This is a genomic window from Amycolatopsis sp. NBC_01286 (genome assembly GCF_035982555.1).
Lineage (GTDB): Bacteria > Actinomycetota > Actinomycetes > Mycobacteriales > Pseudonocardiaceae > Amycolatopsis.
Genome location: NZ_CP108428.1, coordinates 1755883 through 1774892 on the forward strand (window position 1 = coordinate 1755883; position 19010 = coordinate 1774892).

At 69.7% G+C, this 19010-nt stretch carries 18 protein-coding genes; 1 reads left to right on the forward strand and 17 read right to left on the reverse strand.

What is annotated here, in order from left to right:
* Positions 1-3: 3 nt before the first annotated feature.
* From OG570_RS08380 to OG570_RS08455, 16 genes are all read right to left on the reverse strand, one after another.
* Entirely contained in the window at positions 4-1593 is a 1590-nt protein-coding gene (locus OG570_RS08380) for an NADH-quinone oxidoreductase subunit M (RefSeq protein WP_326945926.1), read from the reverse strand.
* Entirely contained in the window at positions 1593-3491 is a 1899-nt protein-coding gene (nuoL, locus tag OG570_RS08385) for an NADH-quinone oxidoreductase subunit L (RefSeq protein WP_326956149.1), read from the reverse strand. The genes OG570_RS08380 and nuoL overlap by 1 nt, the downstream gene beginning before the upstream one ends.
* Before the next feature lie 64 nt (positions 3492-3555).
* Positions 3556-3855 (reverse strand): NADH-quinone oxidoreductase subunit NuoK, encoded by a 300-nt coding sequence (gene nuoK / locus OG570_RS08390; protein ID WP_247060354.1) that lies wholly within the window; start codon positions 3853-3855, stop codon positions 3556-3558.
* The gene (locus tag OG570_RS08395) at positions 3852-4712 is read right to left on the reverse strand and encodes an NADH-quinone oxidoreductase subunit J (protein WP_326945924.1); all 861 of its coding nucleotides are present in this window, start codon (positions 4710-4712) and stop codon (positions 3852-3854) included. Before OG570_RS08395 ends, nuoK begins: the two co-directional genes overlap by 4 nt.
* Complete coding sequence (nuoI, locus tag OG570_RS08400) at positions 4709-5272, reverse strand: NADH-quinone oxidoreductase subunit NuoI (RefSeq protein ID WP_326945923.1); 564 nt, start codon at positions 5270-5272, stop codon at positions 4709-4711. The genes OG570_RS08395 and nuoI overlap by 4 nt, the downstream gene beginning before the upstream one ends.
* Positions 5259-6608 (reverse strand): NADH-quinone oxidoreductase subunit NuoH, encoded by a 1350-nt coding sequence (nuoH, locus tag OG570_RS08405; RefSeq protein ID WP_326956150.1) that lies wholly within the window; start codon positions 6606-6608, stop codon positions 5259-5261. Before nuoH ends, nuoI begins: the two co-directional genes overlap by 14 nt.
* Positions 6605-9079: an NADH-quinone oxidoreductase subunit G gene (locus tag OG570_RS08410; protein ID WP_326956151.1), complete on the reverse strand. Its 2475-nt coding sequence runs from the start codon at positions 9077-9079 to the stop codon at positions 6605-6607. The genes nuoH and OG570_RS08410 overlap by 4 nt, the downstream gene beginning before the upstream one ends.
* Complete coding sequence (nuoF, locus tag OG570_RS08415) at positions 9076-10374, reverse strand: NADH-quinone oxidoreductase subunit NuoF (RefSeq protein ID WP_326956152.1); 1299 nt, start codon at positions 10372-10374, stop codon at positions 9076-9078. The genes OG570_RS08410 and nuoF overlap by 4 nt, the downstream gene beginning before the upstream one ends.
* Positions 10374-11237 (reverse strand): NADH-quinone oxidoreductase subunit NuoE, encoded by an 864-nt coding sequence (gene nuoE, locus OG570_RS08420; protein ID WP_326956153.1) that lies wholly within the window; start codon positions 11235-11237, stop codon positions 10374-10376. The genes nuoF and nuoE overlap by 1 nt, the downstream gene beginning before the upstream one ends.
* The gene (locus OG570_RS08425; RefSeq protein ID WP_247060344.1) at positions 11234-12565 is read right to left on the reverse strand and encodes an NADH-quinone oxidoreductase subunit D; all 1332 of its coding nucleotides are present in this window, start codon (positions 12563-12565) and stop codon (positions 11234-11236) included. The genes nuoE and OG570_RS08425 overlap by 4 nt, the downstream gene beginning before the upstream one ends.
* A gap of 61 nt (positions 12566-12626) precedes the next feature.
* Positions 12627-13379 carry an NADH-quinone oxidoreductase subunit C gene (locus OG570_RS08430; protein ID WP_326945917.1) on the reverse strand — a complete coding sequence of 251 codons (753 nt, stop codon included), beginning with the start codon at positions 13377-13379 and terminating at the stop codon, positions 12627-12629.
* A 4-nt stretch (positions 13380-13383) separates the two neighbouring features.
* The gene (locus OG570_RS08435; RefSeq protein WP_086863694.1) at positions 13384-13932 is read right to left on the reverse strand and encodes a NuoB/complex I 20 kDa subunit family protein; all 549 of its coding nucleotides are present in this window, start codon (positions 13930-13932) and stop codon (positions 13384-13386) included.
* 4 nt (positions 13933-13936) lie between these two features.
* Positions 13937-14356 (reverse strand): NADH-quinone oxidoreductase subunit A, encoded by a 420-nt coding sequence (locus OG570_RS08440; protein ID WP_247063898.1) that lies wholly within the window; start codon positions 14354-14356, stop codon positions 13937-13939.
* A 481-nt stretch (positions 14357-14837) separates the two neighbouring features.
* The gene (locus tag OG570_RS08445; protein WP_326956154.1) at positions 14838-16124 is read right to left on the reverse strand and encodes a geranylgeranyl reductase family protein; all 1287 of its coding nucleotides are present in this window, start codon (positions 16122-16124) and stop codon (positions 14838-14840) included.
* 9 nt (positions 16125-16133) lie between these two features.
* A complete protein-coding gene (locus OG570_RS08450) occupies positions 16134-16823 on the reverse strand; it encodes a demethylmenaquinone methyltransferase (protein ID WP_247060336.1) in 690 nt (229 codons plus the stop codon).
* A gap of 9 nt (positions 16824-16832) precedes the next feature.
* On the reverse strand, positions 16833-17378 hold the full coding sequence (locus OG570_RS08455; RefSeq protein WP_326956155.1) for a DUF4386 domain-containing protein: 546 nt from the start codon (positions 17376-17378) through the stop codon (positions 16833-16835).
* Between the two features lie 53 nt (positions 17379-17431).
* On the opposite strand from OG570_RS08455, the gene OG570_RS08460 reads away from it, so the two are divergent.
* On the forward strand, positions 17432-17902 hold the full coding sequence (locus tag OG570_RS08460; protein ID WP_326945914.1) for a MarR family winged helix-turn-helix transcriptional regulator: 471 nt from the start codon (positions 17432-17434) through the stop codon (positions 17900-17902).
* A gap of 2 nt (positions 17903-17904) precedes the next feature.
* On the opposite strand, the gene OG570_RS08465 is transcribed toward OG570_RS08460, so the two are convergent.
* Complete coding sequence (locus tag OG570_RS08465) at positions 17905-19008, reverse strand: glycosyltransferase family 4 protein (RefSeq protein ID WP_326956156.1); 1104 nt, start codon at positions 19006-19008, stop codon at positions 17905-17907.
* Between the last annotated feature and the right edge of the window lie 2 nt (positions 19009-19010).

Here is a 19010-nt window from a genome sequence, read left to right on the forward strand (position 1 = left end):
GGGTTACTTGCCTCCCTGAACCGCGGACAGCGTCTGCTGCACCGTCGGGGTGACTGTGTCGAGCACCGGCTTCGGGTAGAAGCCGAGGACGATGATCAGCACGACCAGCGGCGCGAGGATCGCGATCTCCCGGCCGCTCAGGTCCTTGATCACCTTGGTCGCGCCCGGCTCGGTCACGGTCGCGGTGGCCACGGCGCCACCCGACTCGACGCCGGCCGGGGTGGCCCCGCCGCCCTTGGCGGGCGGCACCAGGGCCGCTCCGCGGAGCGGACCCTGCATGACGCGCTGGTAGAGCCAGAGGACGTAGGCCGCGGCCAGGACCATGCCGACCGTCGCCAGGATCGTGTACACCGGCTGGTCCACGAAGGCCCCGATGAGCACCAGGAACTCGGAGACGAACGAGTTGGTGCCCGGCAGCGAGAGCGTGGACAGCCCGGCGAGGAGGAACAGGCCCGCGAGCAGCGGGGTCACCTTCGCCATGCCGCCGTAGTCGGAGATCTTCGTCGAGCCGCCGCGCGCGACGACCAGGCCGATCACCACGATCAGCATGCCGGTCGCGAGGCTGTGGTTCAGCATGTACGTCGCCGAGCCGATCATCGCCTGCTCGTTGAACGCGAAGATGCCGAGCGAGATGAAGCCGAAGTGGGCGATCGAGACGTAGGCGATGAACCGCTTCATGTCCCGCTGCCCCGCGGCGAGGATCGAGCCGTACAGCACGCCGATCACCGAGAGCACCAGCACCAGCGGAGCCAGGGTCCGGCTCGCGTCCGGGAACATCGGCAGGCAGTAGCGCAGGAAGCCGAACGTGCCGACCTTGTCCAGCACACCGACCAGCAGGACGGCGACGCCGATCGGCGCCTCCCCCGCCGCGTCCGGCAGCCAGGTGTGGAACGGCACGAGCGGCGCCTTGATCGCGAACGCCAGGAAGAAGCCGAGGAACAGCCAGATCTGCGTGCTCAGCGGCGCGTCCCGGACGACCGTGACCAGCGTGGCCCAGTCGAACGTGCCGTGGCCGAGCTTCTTGTCCGCCAGCGAGTACGCCCCGATCGCCGAGGCCAGCATGATCAGGCCGCCGAGGAACGAGTAAAGGAAGAACTTCACCGCCGCGTACTGCCGGTTCGCGCCGCCGTAACCGCCGATGAGGAAGTACATCGGGATCAGCATGATCTCGAACAGCACGTAGAACAGGAAGACGTCCGTCGCGGCGAAGACGCCGATGGTGAGCGCCTCCTGCAGCAGGATCAGCGACAGGAACCCGCCGGCGCTGCGGCCGGGCGGGAGCTTGTCCATCGTGCCGAGCCCGCCGACGACGATCGGCACCAGCAGCGCGATCACCGCGATCATGATCAGCGAGATGCCGTCGGTGCCGAACGCGATGTGCACCCCGAAGCTCGGGATCCAGTCGAAGCTCGACGTCATCTGCAGCCGCGCGCCGGACGGCGAGTAGCTGAGCCAGAACGGGATGATCAGCAGGAACTCGAGGATCGAGAAGGCGAGCGCGGCCAGCACCGCGGCGCGGTCGTTCCCCTTGAGGAACGCCAGCACCAGGGAGCCGACCAGCGGCACCAGGATGAGGATCAGCAACCAGGTCATCAGGAGAACCTCACCAGCAGGAGAGCCGCCAGAAGCAGGAACGTGCCGCCGAGCATCGACAGCGCGTAGGACCGGACGAACCCGGTCTGCAGCCGCCTCAGCCGGCCGGAGCCGCCGCCGAGAGCGGCGGCGAGGCCGTTGACCGCGCCGTCGACGCCGCGGTTGTCGACGAAGACCAGCGCCCGCGAGAGCCAGGTGCCCGGGCGGGCGACCAGTGTCTCGTTGAGGGTGTTGCCGTACAGGTCGTTGCGGGCGGCGCGGGTGACGAACGAGACGCGCTCCGGCCGCTCGACCGGGACGGGACGGCGGAAGATCAGGTACGCGGCCAGGAAGCCCGCCAGCGAGACCGCGACGACGATCCCGGACATGAGCCACTTGTCGATCGCCAGGTGGGCTTCCGGTGCCTCGCCGACCACGGGAGCCAGCCAGTTCTTGAACCGGTCACCGAGCGAGAAGAACGCGCCCGCGCCGACCGAGCCGACCGCGAGGATCGCCATCGGCACCCACATGATCGGCTTGGACTCGTGCGGGTGGAAGTCGCGGCCGTCGGCGCTCTTGATTTCCTTCCAGCGTTCCTTGCCGTGGAAGGTCATCACCATCAGGCGGGTCATGTAGAACGCGGTCAGCCCGGCACCCAGCAGCGCCGCGCCGCCCATGACCCAGCCGCGCCAGCCTTCCTGGGCGAAAGCCGCTTCGATGATCGCGTCCTTCGTCCAGAAACCGGACAGCAGCGGGAAGCCGATCAGCGCGAGATAACCGAGGCCGAAGGTGATGTAGGTGATCGGCATCTTCTTGCGGAGGCCGCCGAACTTGCGCATGTCGACTTCGTCGTTCATGGCGTGCATGACCGAACCGGCCCCGAGGAACAGCCCGGCCTTGAAGAAGCCGTGCGCCACCAGGTGCATGATGCCGAGCGCGTACGCGGCGGGCCCGATGCCGACGGCCAGCATCATGTAGCCGATCTGGCTGACCGTGGAGTACGCCAAGACCTTCTTGATGTCGTCGTAGGCGCAGCCGATCACACACCCGATCAGCAGGGTCACCGTGCCGACCAAGGTGACGATCAGGCGCGCGTCCTCGGTGGCGTTGAAGATGTCGTGCGAGCGGGCCACCAGGTAGACGCCGGCGGTGACCATCGTCGCCGCGTGGATCAGGGCCGAGACCGGGGTCGGGCCCTCCATCGCGTCCGGGAGCCAGGCCTGCAGCGGGAACTGGCCGGACTTACCGCACGCGCCCAGCAGGAGCAGGATCGCCATCGCGGTGATCGCGGCCGGCGGGAACTTGCCCGCGCCCACCGCGTCGAAGACCTGCGCGTAACCGGTGGACCCGGCGTACTTGAACATGATGAAGATCGCCAGCGCCAGCCCGACGTCACCGACGCGGTTCATCAGGAACGCCTTCTTCGCCGCGGTCGCGGCGGACGGGCGGCCCTGGTACCAGCCGATGAGCAGGTAGGACGCGAGACCCACGCCCTCCCAGCCCAGGTAGAGCGTCACGAAGCTGTTGCCCAGCACCAGGATCAGCATCGAGGCGACGAACAGGTTCAGGTATGCGAAGAAGCGGTACCGGGCTTCGTCGTCGACCATGTAGCCGATCGAGTAGAAGTGGATCAGCATGCCGACGCCGGTGATGAGCAGCACGAACGTCAGCGACAGGGCGTCGACCCGGAGCCCGAAGTCGATCTGCAGCGCGCCGGCCGGGATCCACGAGTAGAGCTTGGTGTCCGTCGTGGCCTTGCCGTCGGCCGAGAAGAACGTGATCAGGCCCCAGACGAAGGCGAGCGTGACGGTGGCCGTTCCGAGCAGATGCCCCCATGCCTTCGCGCGCTTGCCCATGAGCAGCAGGACGAGCGCGCCGAAGGCAGGCAGGGCCACCAGCAGCCACGATGATGCGGTCACTCGGGCAACCTTTCAGCGGCGCGAAGCGCCTCCATTGAGGGTGGGTGGTGGGGATGAGGCGGCACTAGTACTTCAGCAGGTTGGTGTCGTCGACCGAGGCCGAGCGCCGGGTGCGGAAGATCGCCATGATGATCGCCAGCCCGACCACGACCTCGGCGGCGGCCACGACCATCACGAAGAAGGCCATGATCTGGCCGTCGAGGCTGCCGTTGATCCGGGCGAACGTCACGAGCGAGAGGTTCACCGCGTTCAGCATCAGCTCGATGCACATGAACACGACGATCGCGTTGCGGCGCACCAGCACGCCGACCGCGCCGATCGAGAACAGCAGCGCCGAGAGCAGCAGGTAGTACGTGGGGGTCATTCCTTCTCCCCTTCCGAAGCACCTTCGGAACCGACCAGCGCGTGCGCGTCCGGGTGCGGGCGGTCGTCCGCGACGAGCTTGCGTTCCTTCGCCAGCTCGATCGCCGAGGTGGACTCGATGATCGCCGACAGCGACTCCGGGGCGACCGAGCCGTCCGGCAGCAGCGCCGGGGTGGACACCGAGTTCGCCGTGGCGAAGACACCCGGGCCGGGCAGCGGCGACGGCCGGTCGTGCTCGCCGCGGAAGCGCGCCACGACCAGTTCCTTCTGCGTCTTCTTGCCGCCCTTGGCGTGCCGGTCGGTGAAGGCCAGCACCATCGCGCCGACCGCGGCGGTGATGAGCAGCGCCGACGTCAGCTCGAACGGGAAGAGGTAGTCGGTGAAGATCAGCCGGCCCAGGCCCTTGGGCCCGCCGCCCGCGGACGTCGCCGAGTCGAGCGGGACGGCCGGGGTGACGTTGTCCAGCGCCCGGTAGATGCCGGTGGCCAGCAGCGCGGCCAGGCCGATGCCCAGCACGGTCGCCGCGAGCCGCTGACCGCGCAGCACCTCGACGACCGAGTCGGAGCTCTCGCGGCCGACCAGCATCAGCACGAACAGGAACAGCATCATGATCGCGCCGGTGTAGACGATGATCTGCGTGAAGCCGAGGAACGGCGCCGACTGGATCATGTACAGCGCGCCCAGGCTCAGCATGGTCAGCACCAGCCACAGCGCCGAGTGCACGGCGTTGCGGGAGAAGATCATGCCGAGCGCGCCGAGCAGGCAGACCGGGCCGAGGATCCAGAACGCGATGGCCTCACCGGTCGTCACGCCCGCGGCGGCACCGGTGGGTGCCTGGGCCAGCAGTGCGGTGATCACTTCGTACCCTCCCCGCGCGCCAGCTGTGTTGATGAGCTCTCAGCTGAAAAGCGTGCTTCGAGCTGTGGCCCGTTGACGTAGTAGTCCTGCTCGTTCTCGCCCAGCCGCATCGGGTGCGGCGGCTGCTCCATGCCGGACAGCAGCGGCGCGAGGAGGTCTTCCTTCGTGTAGATCAGCCGCTGGCGGTCGTCGTCGGCCAGCTCGTAGAAGTTGATCATCGTCAGCGACCGCGTCGGGCACGCCTCGATGCAGAGCCCGCAGCCGATGCAGCGCAGGTAGTTGATCTGGTAGTCGGCGCCGTACCGCTCGCCCGGGGAGTACCGGGCTTCCTCGGTGTTGTCACCGCCTTCGACGAAGATCGCGTCCGCCGGGCACGCCCACGCGCACAGCTCGCAGCCGACGCACTTCTCGAGGCCGTCCGGGTGACGGTTCAGCTGGTGCCGGCCGTGGTAGCGCGGGGCGGCCGGCGCGCCGGCCTCCGGGTACTCCTCGGTGGCGACCTTCTTGAACATCATCCCGAAGGTGACGCCGAAGCCCTTGACGGGATCAAGAAACCCCATCTTGCGCTCCTTCCTTTGCGGTACCGACGGCTGCCGGCTTGCGCCGGGCCGCCTTCGCCTCGGCCTTGGCCAAAGCCTTCTGACGCGGAGTGGTCTGCGGGACCTTGAGGTCGAGCGGCGGCACCGGGAACCCGCCACCGGTCACCGGCACGACTTCGCTCTCCTCTTCGCGGCCCGACGCGCGGACGTAGAAGAACAGGGCGAGGACGATGAAGATCGCGACCGCGGCGATGATGATCGACGCGGGGTTCCAGCTGATGACCTTCGCGAAGGTCACCATGACGATCCACACCAGGTTCAGCGGGACCAGGACCTTCCAGCCCAGGCGCATGAACTGGTCGTAGCGCAGGCGGGGCAGCGTGCCGCGCAGCCAGATGAACCCGAAGAGCAGGACGAACATCTTCGCGAAGAACCACAGCACCGGCCACCAGCCGGTGTTGAGCACGTTGTTCCCGATCAGCGACAGCGGCCACGGGGCCATCCAGCCGCCGAGGAACAGCGTGGTGGCGAACGCCGAGACGATCACCATGTTGACGTACTCGGCGAGGAAGAACATCGCGAACTTCATCGAGCTGTACTCGGTGTGGAAACCGCCGACCAGCTCCGACTCGGCCTCCGGGAGGTCGAACGGGGCGCGGTTGGTCTCGCCGACCATCGAGATCAGGTAGATCACGAAGCTCGGGACCAGGTAGAGGAACCACACCGGCTGCTGCTTGGCGACGATGTCGGCCAGGTCCAGCGAACCGGCCTGCAGGATCACCGCGACGATCGAGAGGCCCATCGCGATCTCGTACGAGATCACCTGGGCGGCCGAGCGCATGCCGCCGAGCAGCGGGTACGGCGAACCGGACGCCCAGCCCGCGAGCACGATGCCGTAGACGCCGATCGAGGAGCAGGCCAGCACGACCAGCAGGCTGACCGGCAGGTCGAGCAGCTGCAGGACGGTCCGCTCGCCGAAGATCGAGACCACCGGGCCGAACGGGATGGCCGCCAGCGCGATCAACGGCGGCACCACGCAGATGACCGGGGCGAGGAAGTACACCTTGCGGTCGGCGGTGTCCGGGATGATCTGTTCCTTGAACGGCAGCTTGAGCGCGTCCGCCAGGGACTGCAGGTAGCCGTTCGGACCGACGCGGTTGGGGCCCGGCCGGTTCTGCATCCGGCCGACGGCCTTGCGCTCCCAGACGATCAGCAGGATCGTGAAGATCGGGCCGATCAGCAGGATGATCACGGACTTCAGCGCGATCATCCAGAACGGGTCGTCCGCCAGCAGCGCCGCGCGCGTCGCCGCGTCGGGCACACTCCCGACGGCGACCTCGGTCAGCAACGGTGTCACAGTTCACCCCCAGCGAGGTTCACCACGGCGCCGTGACCGGCACCGAGCGTCTTGGCCACGGCGGAGCCGTCGGAGTTGCCCGGCAGCCACACCACGCCGTCGGGCAGGTCGGCGACCTCGATCGGCAGCGTGATCGCGCCGCGTTCGGTGCTCACCTTCACGGACGCGCCCAGCCCTTCGGCGGTCGTCGCGGACAACCGCGCGACCGGCTTGCGCTGGGTGCCCTTGAGGTGCGGCTCGCCGTCCTGCAGGGACCCGTTGTCGATCAGCTGGCGCCAGGTCGACAGGACCGCCTGGCCGGCACCCGGGGCAACCGTGGCGCCCCCGGTCGCGGCCTCGACGTGACCCCAGCGCAGCGCGGAGGCCGCGCCGAGCTTCTCGTAGTCCCCGCGCGCGGCGGCCGGCGTCTGCGTGAACAGGTCCGTGTCCATCTCGACGGCGAGGGTGTCGAGCACCCGGCAGTCCGGCAGCGAGCCGGTGCCCTCGATGGTGATGTCGAACGGGCGGGTGCGGCCCTCCCAGTTGAGGTAGCTGCCCGCCTTCTCGTCCGACGCGGCCACCGGGAGCACGACGTCCGCGCGCTCGGTCACGGCGCTCGGCCGCAGCTCGAGGCTGACGACGAACCCGGCGTTGTCCAGCGCGCGCAACGCGAGGTCCGGGTCCGGCAGGTCGTACGGGTCGACGCCGCCGACGACCAGGCCGCCGAGCTCACGGCCCGCGGCGGCCTTCAGGATCTCCGTCGCGTCGCGGCCCGGAGCGGACGGAAGCGGGACGCCCCAGGCGTTTTCGACGGCGACGCGCGCGGCGTCCTCGCCGACGCGGCGGCCGCCCGGCAGCAGGCCCGGCACGCAGCCGGTCTCCAGCGCGCCCCGGTCACCGGCGCGGCGCGGGATCCACGCGAGCCGGACGCCGGTGCGCTCGACCAGGTCGTGCAGCGCGGAGAACAGGCCGGGAACCGAAGCGGCGCGCTCGCCGACGAGGACGACGGCGTTCTCGCCGCTCAGGGCCTCGTCGAGGTCCGGCGCGTGCTTGGCGATGCCTTCGATGGCCGCGGGCTCCTGGCCCGGGACGCAGGCGAGCAGCTCGCCGGACGTCTTGCGCACCGACGACGTCGTCCACTGTCCCAAGTGGACGACCCGGGTGCGGTTCTTGCGGGCCGCCTTGCGCAGCCGCAGGAACACGATCGGCGCCTCGTCCTCGGGCTCGAACGCCACGCACAGCACGGTGCGGGCCCGCTCGATCTCGCCGAAGGTGACGCCGTTCTCCGGCGTCACGCCCACGACGTGCGAGGTGAGGAACGCGAGCTCCTCGGCCGAGTGCGCGCGGGCGCGGAAGTCGACGTCGTTGGTCTGCAGGGCGACGCGGGCGAACTTCGAGTACGCGTAGGCGTCCTCGACGGTCAGCCGGCCACCGGGCAGGACACCGACGCCGCCGTTGCCGCGGGCCTCGGTGAGGCCGGCGGCGGCGATGCGCAGCGCGTCGGTCCAGGACGCCTCTTCCAGCTCACCGGTCTCGCGGTTGCGGACCAGCGGACGGCGGATGCGGTCCTCGGCGCTGGTGTAGCGGAAGGCGAAGCGGCCCTTGTCGCAGATCCACTCTTCGTTGACCTCGGGGTCGTCGCCGGCCAGCTTGCGCTGGACCTTGCCTCGGCGGAAGTCGGTCCGCTCGGCGCAGCCGGACGAGCAGTGCTCGCAGACGCTCGGCGCGGACACCAGGTCGAACGGGCGGGAGCGGAACCGGTAGGCCGCGCTCGTCAGAGCACCGACCGGGCAGATCTGGATGACGTTGCCGGAGAAGTAGCTCTGGAACGGCTGACCGGACGTCGTCCGCGACGCGAGGTCGAGCACGTCCGCCGTCTCCGCCGTGCCGATCTGCTGGTGGGCGCCGCGTTCGAGCAGCTCGATGAACGGGTCGCCGGCGATCTCGCGGGAGAACCGGGTGCAGCGCTGGCAGAGCACGCAGCGTTCCCGGTCCAGCAGCACCTGCGAAGAGATCGGCAGGGGCTTCTGGAACGTCCGCTTGGTGTCCACGAACCGGGACTCCGTGCGGCCGTGGGCCAGCGCCTGGTTCTGCAGCGGGCACTCGCCGCCCTTGTCGCAGATCGGGCAGTCCAGCGGGTGGTTGATGAGCAGCAGCTCCATCACACCCTGCTGGGCCTTGTCGGCGACCGCCGACGTCAGCTGCGTCTTGACGACCATGCCGTCGGCGACGGTCATCGTGCAGGACGCCTGCGGCTTCGGCATCGGCCGGCCGCCCATCTCGACCTCGACCAGGCACTGGCGGCAGGCGCCCGCCGGGTCGAGGAGCGGGTGGTCGCAGAACCGCGGGATGACTGTGCCGAGGCGTTCGGCCGTGCGGATCAGCAGCTCGCCCTTGGGGGCGATGACCTCTTCGCCGTCGATGACCAGCTTCACGTGGCCTTCGGGGACCGGCGTCGCAGCCGTGTCGGGCTTGTCGGGGGCGATCGTCATGATGCCTGCGCTCCCACCAGTTCGGGCTTGGTCTCTTCGTGCCGGTTCTTCTCGCACAGAGCCAGGAATTCGTCGCGGAAGTACTTGATGCCGCTGGTGATCGGCGACACCGCGCCGTCACCGAGGGCGCAGAACGACCGGCCGAGGATGTTGTCGCAGACGTCGAGGAGGGTGTCGATGTCCTCTTCGGTCCCGTGGCCCTCGACCATCCGCTCGAGGATCTGCGCCAGCCAGTACGTGCCCTCGCGGCACGGCGTGCACTTGCCGCAGGACTCGTGCTCGTAGAACTGCGTCCACTTCATCACGGCCCAGGGCACCGACACCGTCTCGTTGAAGACCTGGACGGCCGTCGTGCCCAGCATCGACCCGGCTTCCGCCGCGCCTTCGAAGTCCAGCGGAACGTCGAGGTGCTCGGCGGTGAACATCGGGGTGGACGAGCCGCCCGGGGTCCAGAACTTGAGCGGGACGCCGTCCTTCATGCCGCCCGCCATGTCGAGCAGCTCGCGCAGCGTGGTGCCGAGCGGGCACTCGTACTGGCCGGGCTTCTCGACGTGGCCGGAGATCGAGTAGATCTTCGGGCCGGGCGACTTCTCGCGGCCCATCTCGCGGAACCAGCTCGACCCGCCGTTGACGATGAACGGCGCGCTCGCGATGGTCTCGACGTTGTTGACCGTGGTCGGCGCGGCGTAGAGACCCGCCGCGGCCGGGAACGGCGGCTTGAGCCGCGGCTGGCCACGACGGCCCTCCAGCGAGTCGAGCAGCGCCGTCTCCTCACCGCAGATGTACGCGCCGGCGCCGGCGTGCACGGTGATCTTGAGGTCGAAGCCGGAGCCGAGGATGTTCTCGCCCAGGTAGCCCGCCGCTTCGGCCTCGCGCACGGCCGCGTTGAGCCGGCGGATGCAGTGCAGTGCCTCGCCGCGGACGTAGATGAAGCAGTGGTTCGAGCGCATCGCGTACGAGGCGATGATGCAGCCCTCGATGAGCGAGTGCGGGTCCGCCATCATCAGCGGGATGTCCTTGCACGTGCCCGGCTCGCCCTCATCGGCGTTGATCACCAGGTAGTGCGGCTTGTCGAAGTTCGGCGGCATGAACGACCACTTGATGCCGGCCGGGAAGCCCGCGCCGCCGCGGCCGCGCAGGCCCGAGTCCTTGACCAGCTGGACGAGCTGCTCCGGCGTGCCGGCGAGCGCCTTGCGGATGGCGGTGTAGCCCTCCAGCGCCTCGTACGTGCCGATCTGCCAGGAGTTCGGCGACAGCCAGCGCTTCGTGAGGACCGGCGTAATGGGATCTGCCATTACTTCTTCTCCACTTCGGGGAGCGGGACGTCCTGGGCGACCGGGGCGACCCAGCCGCGCTCCTGCGCGATCTGCGCACCCCGCAGGGTTTCGACGGCCTGCGAAGGACCGTCGACGTCCGTGCGGTACTGGCGCTCGTCCTCCGGGAAGAACCCGGCGAGCTGCAGCTCGGCGCCCTTGAAGCTGCTCAGCGGGGCACCGCGCGTCGGAGCCGGCTTCTTGCCGGCCTGCAGCGCGTCGACCAGCGCGACGGCCTTGTCCTCGGTCTGGTTGTCGAAGTACTCGTAGTTGACCTGGATCACCGGCGCGAGGTCGCAGGCCGCGAGGCACTCGGCGTGCTCGAGGGTGATCGAGCCCGGCTCGTTCGGCGTGCCCGCGGTCTCGTTGTGCCCCAGCGGTTCCTGCTCGGAACCGAGGTGCGTCTGGAGCCGCTTGTAGATCGCGTCGCCGCCCATGGCCGCGCACAGCGTGTTCGTGCAGACGCTCACCAGGTGCTCGCCGCACGGCCGGCGCTTGTACATCGTGTAGAACGTCGCGACCGCGCTGACCTCGGCGTCGGACAGGTCGAGCTGCCGCGCGCAGAACGCGATGCCCTCCTGGCTGACGTACCCCTGCACCGACTGCACGAGGTGCAGCAGCGGCAGCAGCGCCGAGCGGGACATCGGGTAACGCGCGATCAGCTCCTGCGCCCGGGAATACACGCCTTCGTCGAAGATGTCTTCGAGCGGCGTCTCCGCCAGGATCCCTTCGGCGACCGCGGGATCCGGCGCGATGGCGATCACGTCGACGTCGCCACCGGCCGCGGCGTGCGTCCGGTCGGCCGCGTTCGGCCCCGGTTCCGGGACTGCGGTTGAAGAGGTCATCGGTCCACTCCCCCCATGACGGGGTCGATCGAGGCGACCGCGGCGATCACGTCCGCCACCAGCCCGCCTTCGGACATCGCGGGCATCGCCTGCAGGTTCACGAAGCTCGGTTCGCGCACGTGGACCCGCAGCGGCCGCGTGCCGCCGTCGGACACCAGGTGCGCGCTCAGCTCGCCGCGCGGCGACTCGACGGAGGTGTACACCTGCCCGGCCGGCACCTTGAAGCCCTCGGTGACCAGCTTGAAGTGGTGGATCAGGGACTCCATCGACTGGCCCATGATCTTCTTGACGTGCTCGAGCGAGTTGCCCATGCCGTCGCTGCCGATGGACAGCTGCGCGGGCCAGGCGACCTTCTTGTCCTCGACCATGACCGGGCCCGGCTCGAGCTTCTCCAGGCACTGCTCGATGATCTTGAGGCTCTCGTGCATCTCGTGCACCCGGATCAGGTACCGCGACCAGCAGTCCGCGCCGTTGTCGACCGGCACGTCGAAGTCGAACTCCTCGTAGCAGGAGTACGGCTCGGTCTTGCGCAGGTCCCACGGCAGGCCGGCAGACCGCAGCACCGGGCCGGTGACGCCGAGCGCGAGGCACGCGTCGACCGGCAGGTACCCGACACCCTTGAGCCGGTTGCGCCAGATCGGCTGCCCGGTGAAGAGCTTGTCGTACAGCGGAAGGCGTTCCTTCATCGTCTTGACGAATTCGGTGACCTTCTCGCGGTAGTCCGCGGGCATGTCCTGCGCGAGGCCGCCGGGGCGGATGAACGCGTGGTTCATCCGCAGGCCGGTGAGGTGCTCCAGCAGGTGCAGCACGATCTCGCGCTCGCGGAAGCCCAGCGTCATCGCGGTGGTGGCGCCGAGCTCCATGCCGCCGGTGGCGATGTAGACCAGGTGCGAGCCGATGCGGTTGATCTCCAGCAGCATCACGCGCAGCAGCTGCGCGCGGCGCGGGGCCTCGATCTGCAGCAGCTTCTCGACGCCGAGGCAGTACGCCATCTCCGTCGAGAGCGGGGCCAGGTAGTCCATGCGCGTCACGAAGGTGACGCCCTGGGTCCAGGTCCGGTACTCGCAGTTCTTCTCGATGCCGGTGTGGAGGTAGCCGATGACCGACCGCAGCTGCGTGACGGTCTCGCCCTCCATCTCCAGCACGAGCCGGAGCACTCCGTGCGTCGACGGGTGCTGCGGGCCCATGTTGATGACCATGCGCTCGTCGTGCTGGGCGTCGGCGACGACGTCGTCCCAGTCACCGCCGGACACCGAGTAGACGCGGCCTTCGGTCGTGTCGCGGGAATCGGCTTCCGGGACTTCGGTGGTTTCGTCGTTGATGGTCACGAGTACGACCTCCGCTGGTGATGACAGGGTCGGGATGTCCGCGCCCGGCGGCTGTTGATCGTCACGAGTACGACCTCCGCTGGTCCGGCGGCGGGATCTCCGCGCCCTTGTATTCGACCGGGATCCCGCCGAGCGGGTAGTCCTTGCGCTGGGGGTGGCCGTCCCAGTCGTCCGGCATGAGGATGCGGGTGAGCGCGGGGTGGCCGTCGTAGACGATGCCGAACATGTCCCAGGCCTCCCGCTCCTGCCAGTCGGCGGTCGGGTAGATCCCGACCAGCGACGGCACGTGCGCGTCGTCGACGTCGAGGGAGACCTCGAGCCGGATGCGGCGGCGGTAGGTCAGGGACGTGAAGTGGTACACCGAGTGCAGCCGCTGCGGGACGTCGACGCCGTAGTCCACGCCGGACACCGAGCTGAGCAGCTCGAAGCGGAGGCCGCCGTCGTCGCGCAGGACCTTCGCGATCGCGGGCAGCTGCTCGCGGGCGACGTAGAAGGTGATCTCGCCGCGGTCGACCGTCGTCTGCAGGATCGCTTCGGCCGGGACCTTGTTGTCCGACAGGGCCGCGTAGAACTCGTCGGCGAACTGGTCGAACCAGCCGCCGTACGGCCGCTCGGCCGGCGCCGGGTTGTAGGCCGGCAGCCGGACGCCGCCGTAGCCGGAGGTGTCACCGGTGCCGTGCACGCCGAACATGCCCTGGCGTTCGCGGCCGGTGACGACGGGTTCGGCGGGCCGGGTGCCCCGCGGCTCGAGGCCGTCTTCGGTGGGGCGATCGGCGCTGGACTGCTCGCCGCCGGGTTCTGGGGTCTCAGTCATCGCTCTACTTCTTCGCGTACTTGATCGAGGACGCGACGAGCTCGGTGCGGGCGCCGCTGGCGGCGCGGATCGCGGCCCGGCGGGCGTTGATCGGCTCGTCCTGGATCTTGGCGTGCAGCTTGAGGATCGCGTCCAGCAGCATCTCCGGCCGCGGCGGGCAGCCGGGCAGGTACATGTCGACCGGCACGATGTGGTCGACGCCCTGGACCACGGCGTAGTTGTTGAACATGCCGCCGGAGGAGGCGCAGACGCCCATGGCGAGGACCCACTTGGGCTCGGCCATCTGGTCGTAGATCTGGCGCAGGACCGGGGCCATCTTCTGGGTGACGCGGCCGGCGACGATCATCAGGTCGGCCTGGCGCGGCGTCGCGCTGAAGCGCTCCATGCCGAAGCGGGCGATGTCGTAGCGGGAACCGCCGACGGTCATCATCTCGATCGCGCAGCAGGCGAGCCCGAAGGTCGCGGGCCACATCGAGTTCTTCCGCGCCCAGTTGACGAGGCCTTCGAGGCTGGCCAGCAGGATGCCGTTGGGGAGTTTCTCTTCGAGGCCCATGGGTCTAGTTCCAATCCAGGCCGCCGCGCCGCCACACGTAGGCGTACGCGAAGCCGACCGTCGCGATGAACAGCAGGATCTCCACCAGGCCGAAGGTGCCCAGCGCGTCCGCCTGCACGGCGAACGGGTAGAGGAAGACCATCTCGATGTCGAACAGGATGAACAGCATCGCGGTGATGTAGTACGCCACCGGCATCCGGCCGCCGCCGACGAGCGGCTGCGGCGACGGTTCGATGCCGCACTCGTACGCCTCGAGCTTGGCCTTGTTGTAACGGCTGGGGCCGACCAGCGGGCCCAGCAGCACCGACAGCACGGCGAACGCCAGCGCCAGCACGAACAGAAGGACCAGGGGCAGGTAGGGCTTCAGGCTCGGGGCCTGCTGCGCCAGGTTCACTGCGTCCGTTTGGGTCAGCACGGGCAACATCAGCACGGGGTCTTCGCCATCCTTTCCGCGCCGCTGCGGTTTTGCTTGTGGTGGGAACCGCTCAGCCTCGTCGGCACCCTAAGGGACCTGGGTCACACCGCCGAGGGTCAGGGTCTCCTTACGGCCCGTGGCTGCGTTCGGGCCAGCTTGTGAAATAGTTCACAAGCCACTCGTCGTGGATGTGAAGCGATTCACAAAGCATGGGGGGAGTGTAGGACGCGACTCACATTCTTGTCCCTAGGCCCCCGTGTTATAAGGGTGCCCTAACTTCCACCGCCATCGTTGTCACGGCCCGGCAACGACGCGCGTGCGACCTGCGCGAAGACGTTTCATGATCACGGCACGACCGGACAAACAGGGCGCTGACCTGTGATCTATCCCACTGACCGCACGGCCAACTTGCTACGCCGGTCGAGTGTCCGCGCGCGAAGGAGGGCGGCACTTTCACGTGAAAGTGCCGCCCTCGACCGGAGATCGAGGCCTAGCGCGGGGAGGGTGTGGCCTTCGCGAGGGCCGAGATGAGGCGGTCGACGCCGTCGCCGCCCTTGGCGTCGTAGCAGCCCGACAGGCCCTTGTAGACCAGCGGGAGGATCTTGTTGATCCGCAGGCCGTACTTGGTCGCCGCGTGCATGATCTTCGGCTTGCCGATGATCTTCGCGAAGACGTTGCCCAGCTGGTAATAGCCGCCCATCAGCTCGCGCACCGCGCGCGGGTACGCCTCCAGCGCCCGCTCGCGCGACGGCCCTTCGCGCCGGGCCAGGGCCTGGACGACGACCTCCGCCGCGATCTGCGCGGACTCCATCGCCGCCGAGATGCCCTCGCCGTTGAACGGGCTGACCATGCCGCCCGCGTCGCCGAGCAGCAGCAGGCCGTCGCGGTAGTGCGGGGTGCGGTTGAAGCCCATCGGGAGGCCGGCGCCGCCGACCTTGCCGATCGCGTTCTCCTCGCGGTAACCCCACTCCTCCGGCGTCCCGTCGAGCCACTGGCGCAGCAGCGCGCGGTAGTCGGTGTTCCGGAACGACGCCGACGTCGAGAGCATGCCGAGGCCGACGTTCACCGTGCCGTCGCCGAGCGGGAACGCCCAGCCGTAGCCCGGCAGCAGCTTCGGGTCACGCGGGTCGGAGCGGTCCCACAGCTCGAGGTGGCCCTCGATGAACGGGTCGTCGTGGCGCGGGCTCTTGTAGTACTGGCGCACCGCGACGCCCATCGGGCGCTTCTCGTTCTTCTGGATGCCGACGCTCAGCGCGAGCCGCGCGGAGACGCCGTCGCAGGCCAGGACCAGCGGCGCGCGGTAGTTCACCGGCGTGCGCTCCGGGCCGACCTTCGCCTCGACGCCGACCACGCGGCCCGTCGCGTCGGTGATGGCGCTGGTGACGGTGGTGCGCTCGTACAGCCGCGCGCCCGCCTTCACCGCGAGCTTCGCGAGGAGGTCGTCGAAGTCGTGGCGGGTGCGGGAAACGCCGTACGGCGGGTAGCTCGTGAGGTCCGGCCAGTCGAGCTCCAGCGTCAGGTCGCCGGTGAGGATCCGCAGGCCGCGGCTCTGCACCCAGCCGGCTTCCTCGCTGGTGTCGATGCCGAGGTCGATGAGCTGCTTGACGCCACGCGGGGTGAGGCCGTCGCCGCAGACCTTCTCGCGCGGGAACTCGGTCTTCTCCAGCAGCAGCACGTCGACGCCCGACCGGGCGAGGTAGGTCGCGACGGTGGACCCGGCCGGTCCGGCGCCGACGACGATGACTTCGGCGTCCTGGTCAGGGTTACGACGGCTCATACCGCGAGTTTAGGCAGGCTTTCGCGCCCGGTGGATCGCGACGACACCGAATGTGAGGTTCAACCACTCGACGTCGGCCCAGCCCGCGCTCTCGATGATCTCGCCGAGGGTGCGCTGATCCGGCCAGGCCAGCATCGATTCGGCCAGGTAGGAGTAGGCCTCCGGGTTGGACGACGTCCGCTTGCCGACCCACGTGAGCAGCTTCAGCATGAACCGCCGGTGGATGAACCTGATCGGGGGGAACGGCGGCGTCGAGACCTCGCAGATCACCAGCCGGCCGCCCGGCTTGACCACGCGGGCGATCTCGGTGAGCGCGGCCTTCGTGTCGACGAAGTTGCGCAACGCCAGCGAGATCGTCACCGCGTCGAAGCTCTCGTCGGCGAACGGGAGGTTCAGCGCGTCCGCCGCGACCATCGGGACCTTGCGGTGCAGCCCGGCCCGCAGCATGCCGAACGAGAAGTCCGCGGCCAGGCACCAGGCGCCACCGCGGGCGTACTCGACGGTGGACACCCCGGTGCCGGCGGCGAGGTCCAGGACCTTCTCGCCGCGGCGGGCGTCGAGCACGCGGGCGGTGGTGGTGCGCCAGCGCCGGTCGAAGCCGAAGGTCATGAACGAGTTCGCCCGGTCGTACCCGTCCGCGACACCGTCGAACATGGCGGCGACTTCGTGCGGGTTCTTGTCCAGGCTGGCGCGTGACATGGCTCGAATCTAGTCGTCGCTCTTTCGGAAGGTGACTAGCACCAGCCAGATGAGCCCGCCGAAGCGGCCGACCGGGATCAGCGGATACAGCACGGACGTCAGCATGCCGAACGCCGAGAGTGCGGCGAGCGCGGCGATCACGTACCCGACGATCGCCAGCCAGCGCGGCGCTGTCCGGGCGACGACGGCGATGAGCAGCGCCAGCGGCACCGCGAAGCCGAACGCGCCCGCCGCGAACGCCAGCGACGTGAGGGGCCGGGCGAACTCGGGGTTCTGCGCGGCCGTCCAGGTCGCGAGGCCGCTCAGCACGAGGCTCCCCGAAGCGAGCAGGCCGCCGGCGAAGCCGAGACTCGGCGGTCTCGCGGCCGCGGTCCAGGTGGCGAGCGACAGACCGGCGCCGAACACGGCCAGCGCCAGCAGCTGGATCAGGCCGTGGTGGCCCGCGTTGTAGGCGGCGACGTCGGCCGCGGACGAGTCCGGGCGGGTGCCGGTGGCGCCGAGGACGCCCCCGGCGACGGTGAACAGGCCGTAGGCGATGATCGCAATTCGTTTCATAACGTGAACCATTACATTGGTGTAATGGATTGTCAACGACTATCGTTCCGGCCATGGAAGCGAGGAGACCCCGGCTGGGCAGCGCGTTCCTGCTCGCCCAAGTCGGCGCGCACGCCGCCCAGCAGTTCACCGAACGGATGACGGAGCTGGACCTGACGCCGGCGCAGGTCGGGCTGCTGCGGCTCGTGGCGTCCCGGCCCGGGCAGAGCCAGCAGTCGCTGGCCAAGCAGCTCGGCACGCCGGCGACCCGGCTGGTCCCGCTGGTCGACGGGCTGGAGAAGCGCGGCCTGATCGAGCGGCGCCGCAACGCCGAGGACCGGCGCCTCTACGCGGTCGAGCCGAGCGAGGACGGGCGCGCGCTGCTGGGCCGCATCGGCCAGGCCGGCGCGGCGCACGAGCAGGCCGTCACCGCGGCGCTGACCGACGACGAGCGCGACGTCCTGCACGGTCTCCTGGTCAAGATCGCGGACCAGCAGGGCCTCACGCCGGGCGTCCACCCCGGCTACCTGCGCCTGCGGTCCTGAAGTCAGCGGAAGGCGGCCAGCATCCCGGCCACCGCGGCGGGCCAGGTGAACTCCTCGGCCCGCGCCCGGGCGGCCGCGCGGCGCAGGTCCTCCGGTCGGTCCAGGAGGTTCGTGACGGCCGAGGCGAACGCGGGCGCGTGGTCGTCGACCGCCGCGCCGCAGCCCGGCCGGACGATCTCCCGCAGCGCCGAGGACGCCGAGACCACCACCGGCGTCCCGGACGCGAGGGCTTCCAGCGCGGCCAGGCCGAACGTCTCGTGCGGGCCCGGCGCGAGGGAGACGTCGGCGCTGGCCAGCAGGCGCGCGACGTCGCCGCGGCCGGACAGGAACCCCAGGAACGTCACCGGCAGGCCGCGCGCCCGGCGTTCGAGCGCCCGGCGTCGCGGGCCGTCGCCGGCCACGACGAGGCGGACCCGCGCGCCCGCCTCCGTCAGCTCGGCGACGGTGTCCACGCTGCGCTCCACGTGTTTCTCCGGCGACAGACGTCCACAGTGGACGATCAGCGCGTCCGCTCCCCCGGCCAGGCCGGCGCGCCAGCCGTCGTCGCGCATGGCGGGCCGGAACGTCGTCAGGTCGACGCCGAGCGGCACGCGGTGGACGTTCGGCGCGGCGATCCGGTCGAACTCCGCCCGCGCGAACGCCGTGGTGCAGACGACCGTGTCGTAGCTCGCGGCCATCCGGCGGTTGGCGACGTCGGCGACGCGGCGCGCCACCGGCTCGGGCAGCAGGAACTGCTCCAGCAGCCGGTCGAGGCGCTCGTGGGAGATCACCGTGCTGGGGACGCCGTGACGCCGCGCCCAGCCGCCCATCCCCCGCAGCGTCAGCCGGTCCGACACCTCCAGCCGGTCCGGTTCGAGCTTCCGCAGCACCGCGCGGACGCGGTGCGGGTCGACGGCGCGGTAACCGCCGGTGCCCGGAATCTTGGGCGCGGGCAGGGAAAACCGGCGGACGCCGGTGTGCAGGACCTCGTCGGCGTAGCGGGTGCCGGGCACCACCAGCGTCACGACGTGCCCGCTCGCGACGTAGCCGGCGCCGAGGTGGTGCAACGCCGTGCGCAGCCCGCCCGAGCGCGGGCCGTAGAAGTTCGCGAGCTGGACGATGTGCACGG

What these genes read in the sequence shown, in the direction of transcription:
- OG570_RS08410 (WP_326956151.1), bottom strand. Translation starts at nt 9,079, where the DNA reads ATGACGATCGCCCCCGACAAGCCCGACACGGCTGCGACGCCGGTCCCC.
- OG570_RS08380 (WP_326945926.1), bottom strand. Translation starts at nt 1,593, where the DNA reads ATGACCTGGTTGCTGATCCTCATCCTGGTGCCGCTGGTCGGCTCCCTG.
- nuoF (WP_326956152.1), bottom strand. Translation starts at nt 10,374, where the DNA reads ATGGCAGATCCCATTACGCCGGTCCTCACGAAGCGCTGGCTGTCGCCG.
- OG570_RS08435 (WP_086863694.1), bottom strand. Translation starts at nt 13,932, where the DNA reads ATGGGCCTCGAAGAGAAACTCCCCAACGGCATCCTGCTGGCCAGCCTC.
- OG570_RS08445 (WP_326956154.1), bottom strand. Translation starts at nt 16,124, where the DNA reads ATGAGCCGTCGTAACCCTGACCAGGACGCCGAAGTCATCGTCGTCGGC.
- OG570_RS08450 (WP_247060336.1), bottom strand. Translation starts at nt 16,823, where the DNA reads ATGTCACGCGCCAGCCTGGACAAGAACCCGCACGAAGTCGCCGCCATG.
- OG570_RS08455 (WP_326956155.1), bottom strand. Translation starts at nt 17,378, where the DNA reads ATGAAACGAATTGCGATCATCGCCTACGGCCTGTTCACCGTCGCCGGG.
- nuoK (WP_247060354.1), bottom strand. Translation starts at nt 3,855, where the DNA reads ATGACCCCCACGTACTACCTGCTGCTCTCGGCGCTGCTGTTCTCGATC.
- OG570_RS08440 (WP_247063898.1), bottom strand. Translation starts at nt 14,356, where the DNA reads ATGTTGCCCGTGCTGACCCAAACGGACGCAGTGAACCTGGCGCAGCAG.
- nuoE (WP_326956153.1), bottom strand. Translation starts at nt 11,237, where the DNA reads ATGACCTCTTCAACCGCAGTCCCGGAACCGGGGCCGAACGCGGCCGAC.
- OG570_RS08430 (WP_326945917.1), bottom strand. Translation starts at nt 13,379, where the DNA reads ATGACTGAGACCCCAGAACCCGGCGGCGAGCAGTCCAGCGCCGATCGC.
- nuoI (WP_326945923.1), bottom strand. Translation starts at nt 5,272, where the DNA reads ATGGGGTTTCTTGATCCCGTCAAGGGCTTCGGCGTCACCTTCGGGATG.
- OG570_RS08460 (WP_326945914.1), top strand. Translation starts at nt 17,432, where the DNA reads ATGGAAGCGAGGAGACCCCGGCTGGGCAGCGCGTTCCTGCTCGCCCAA.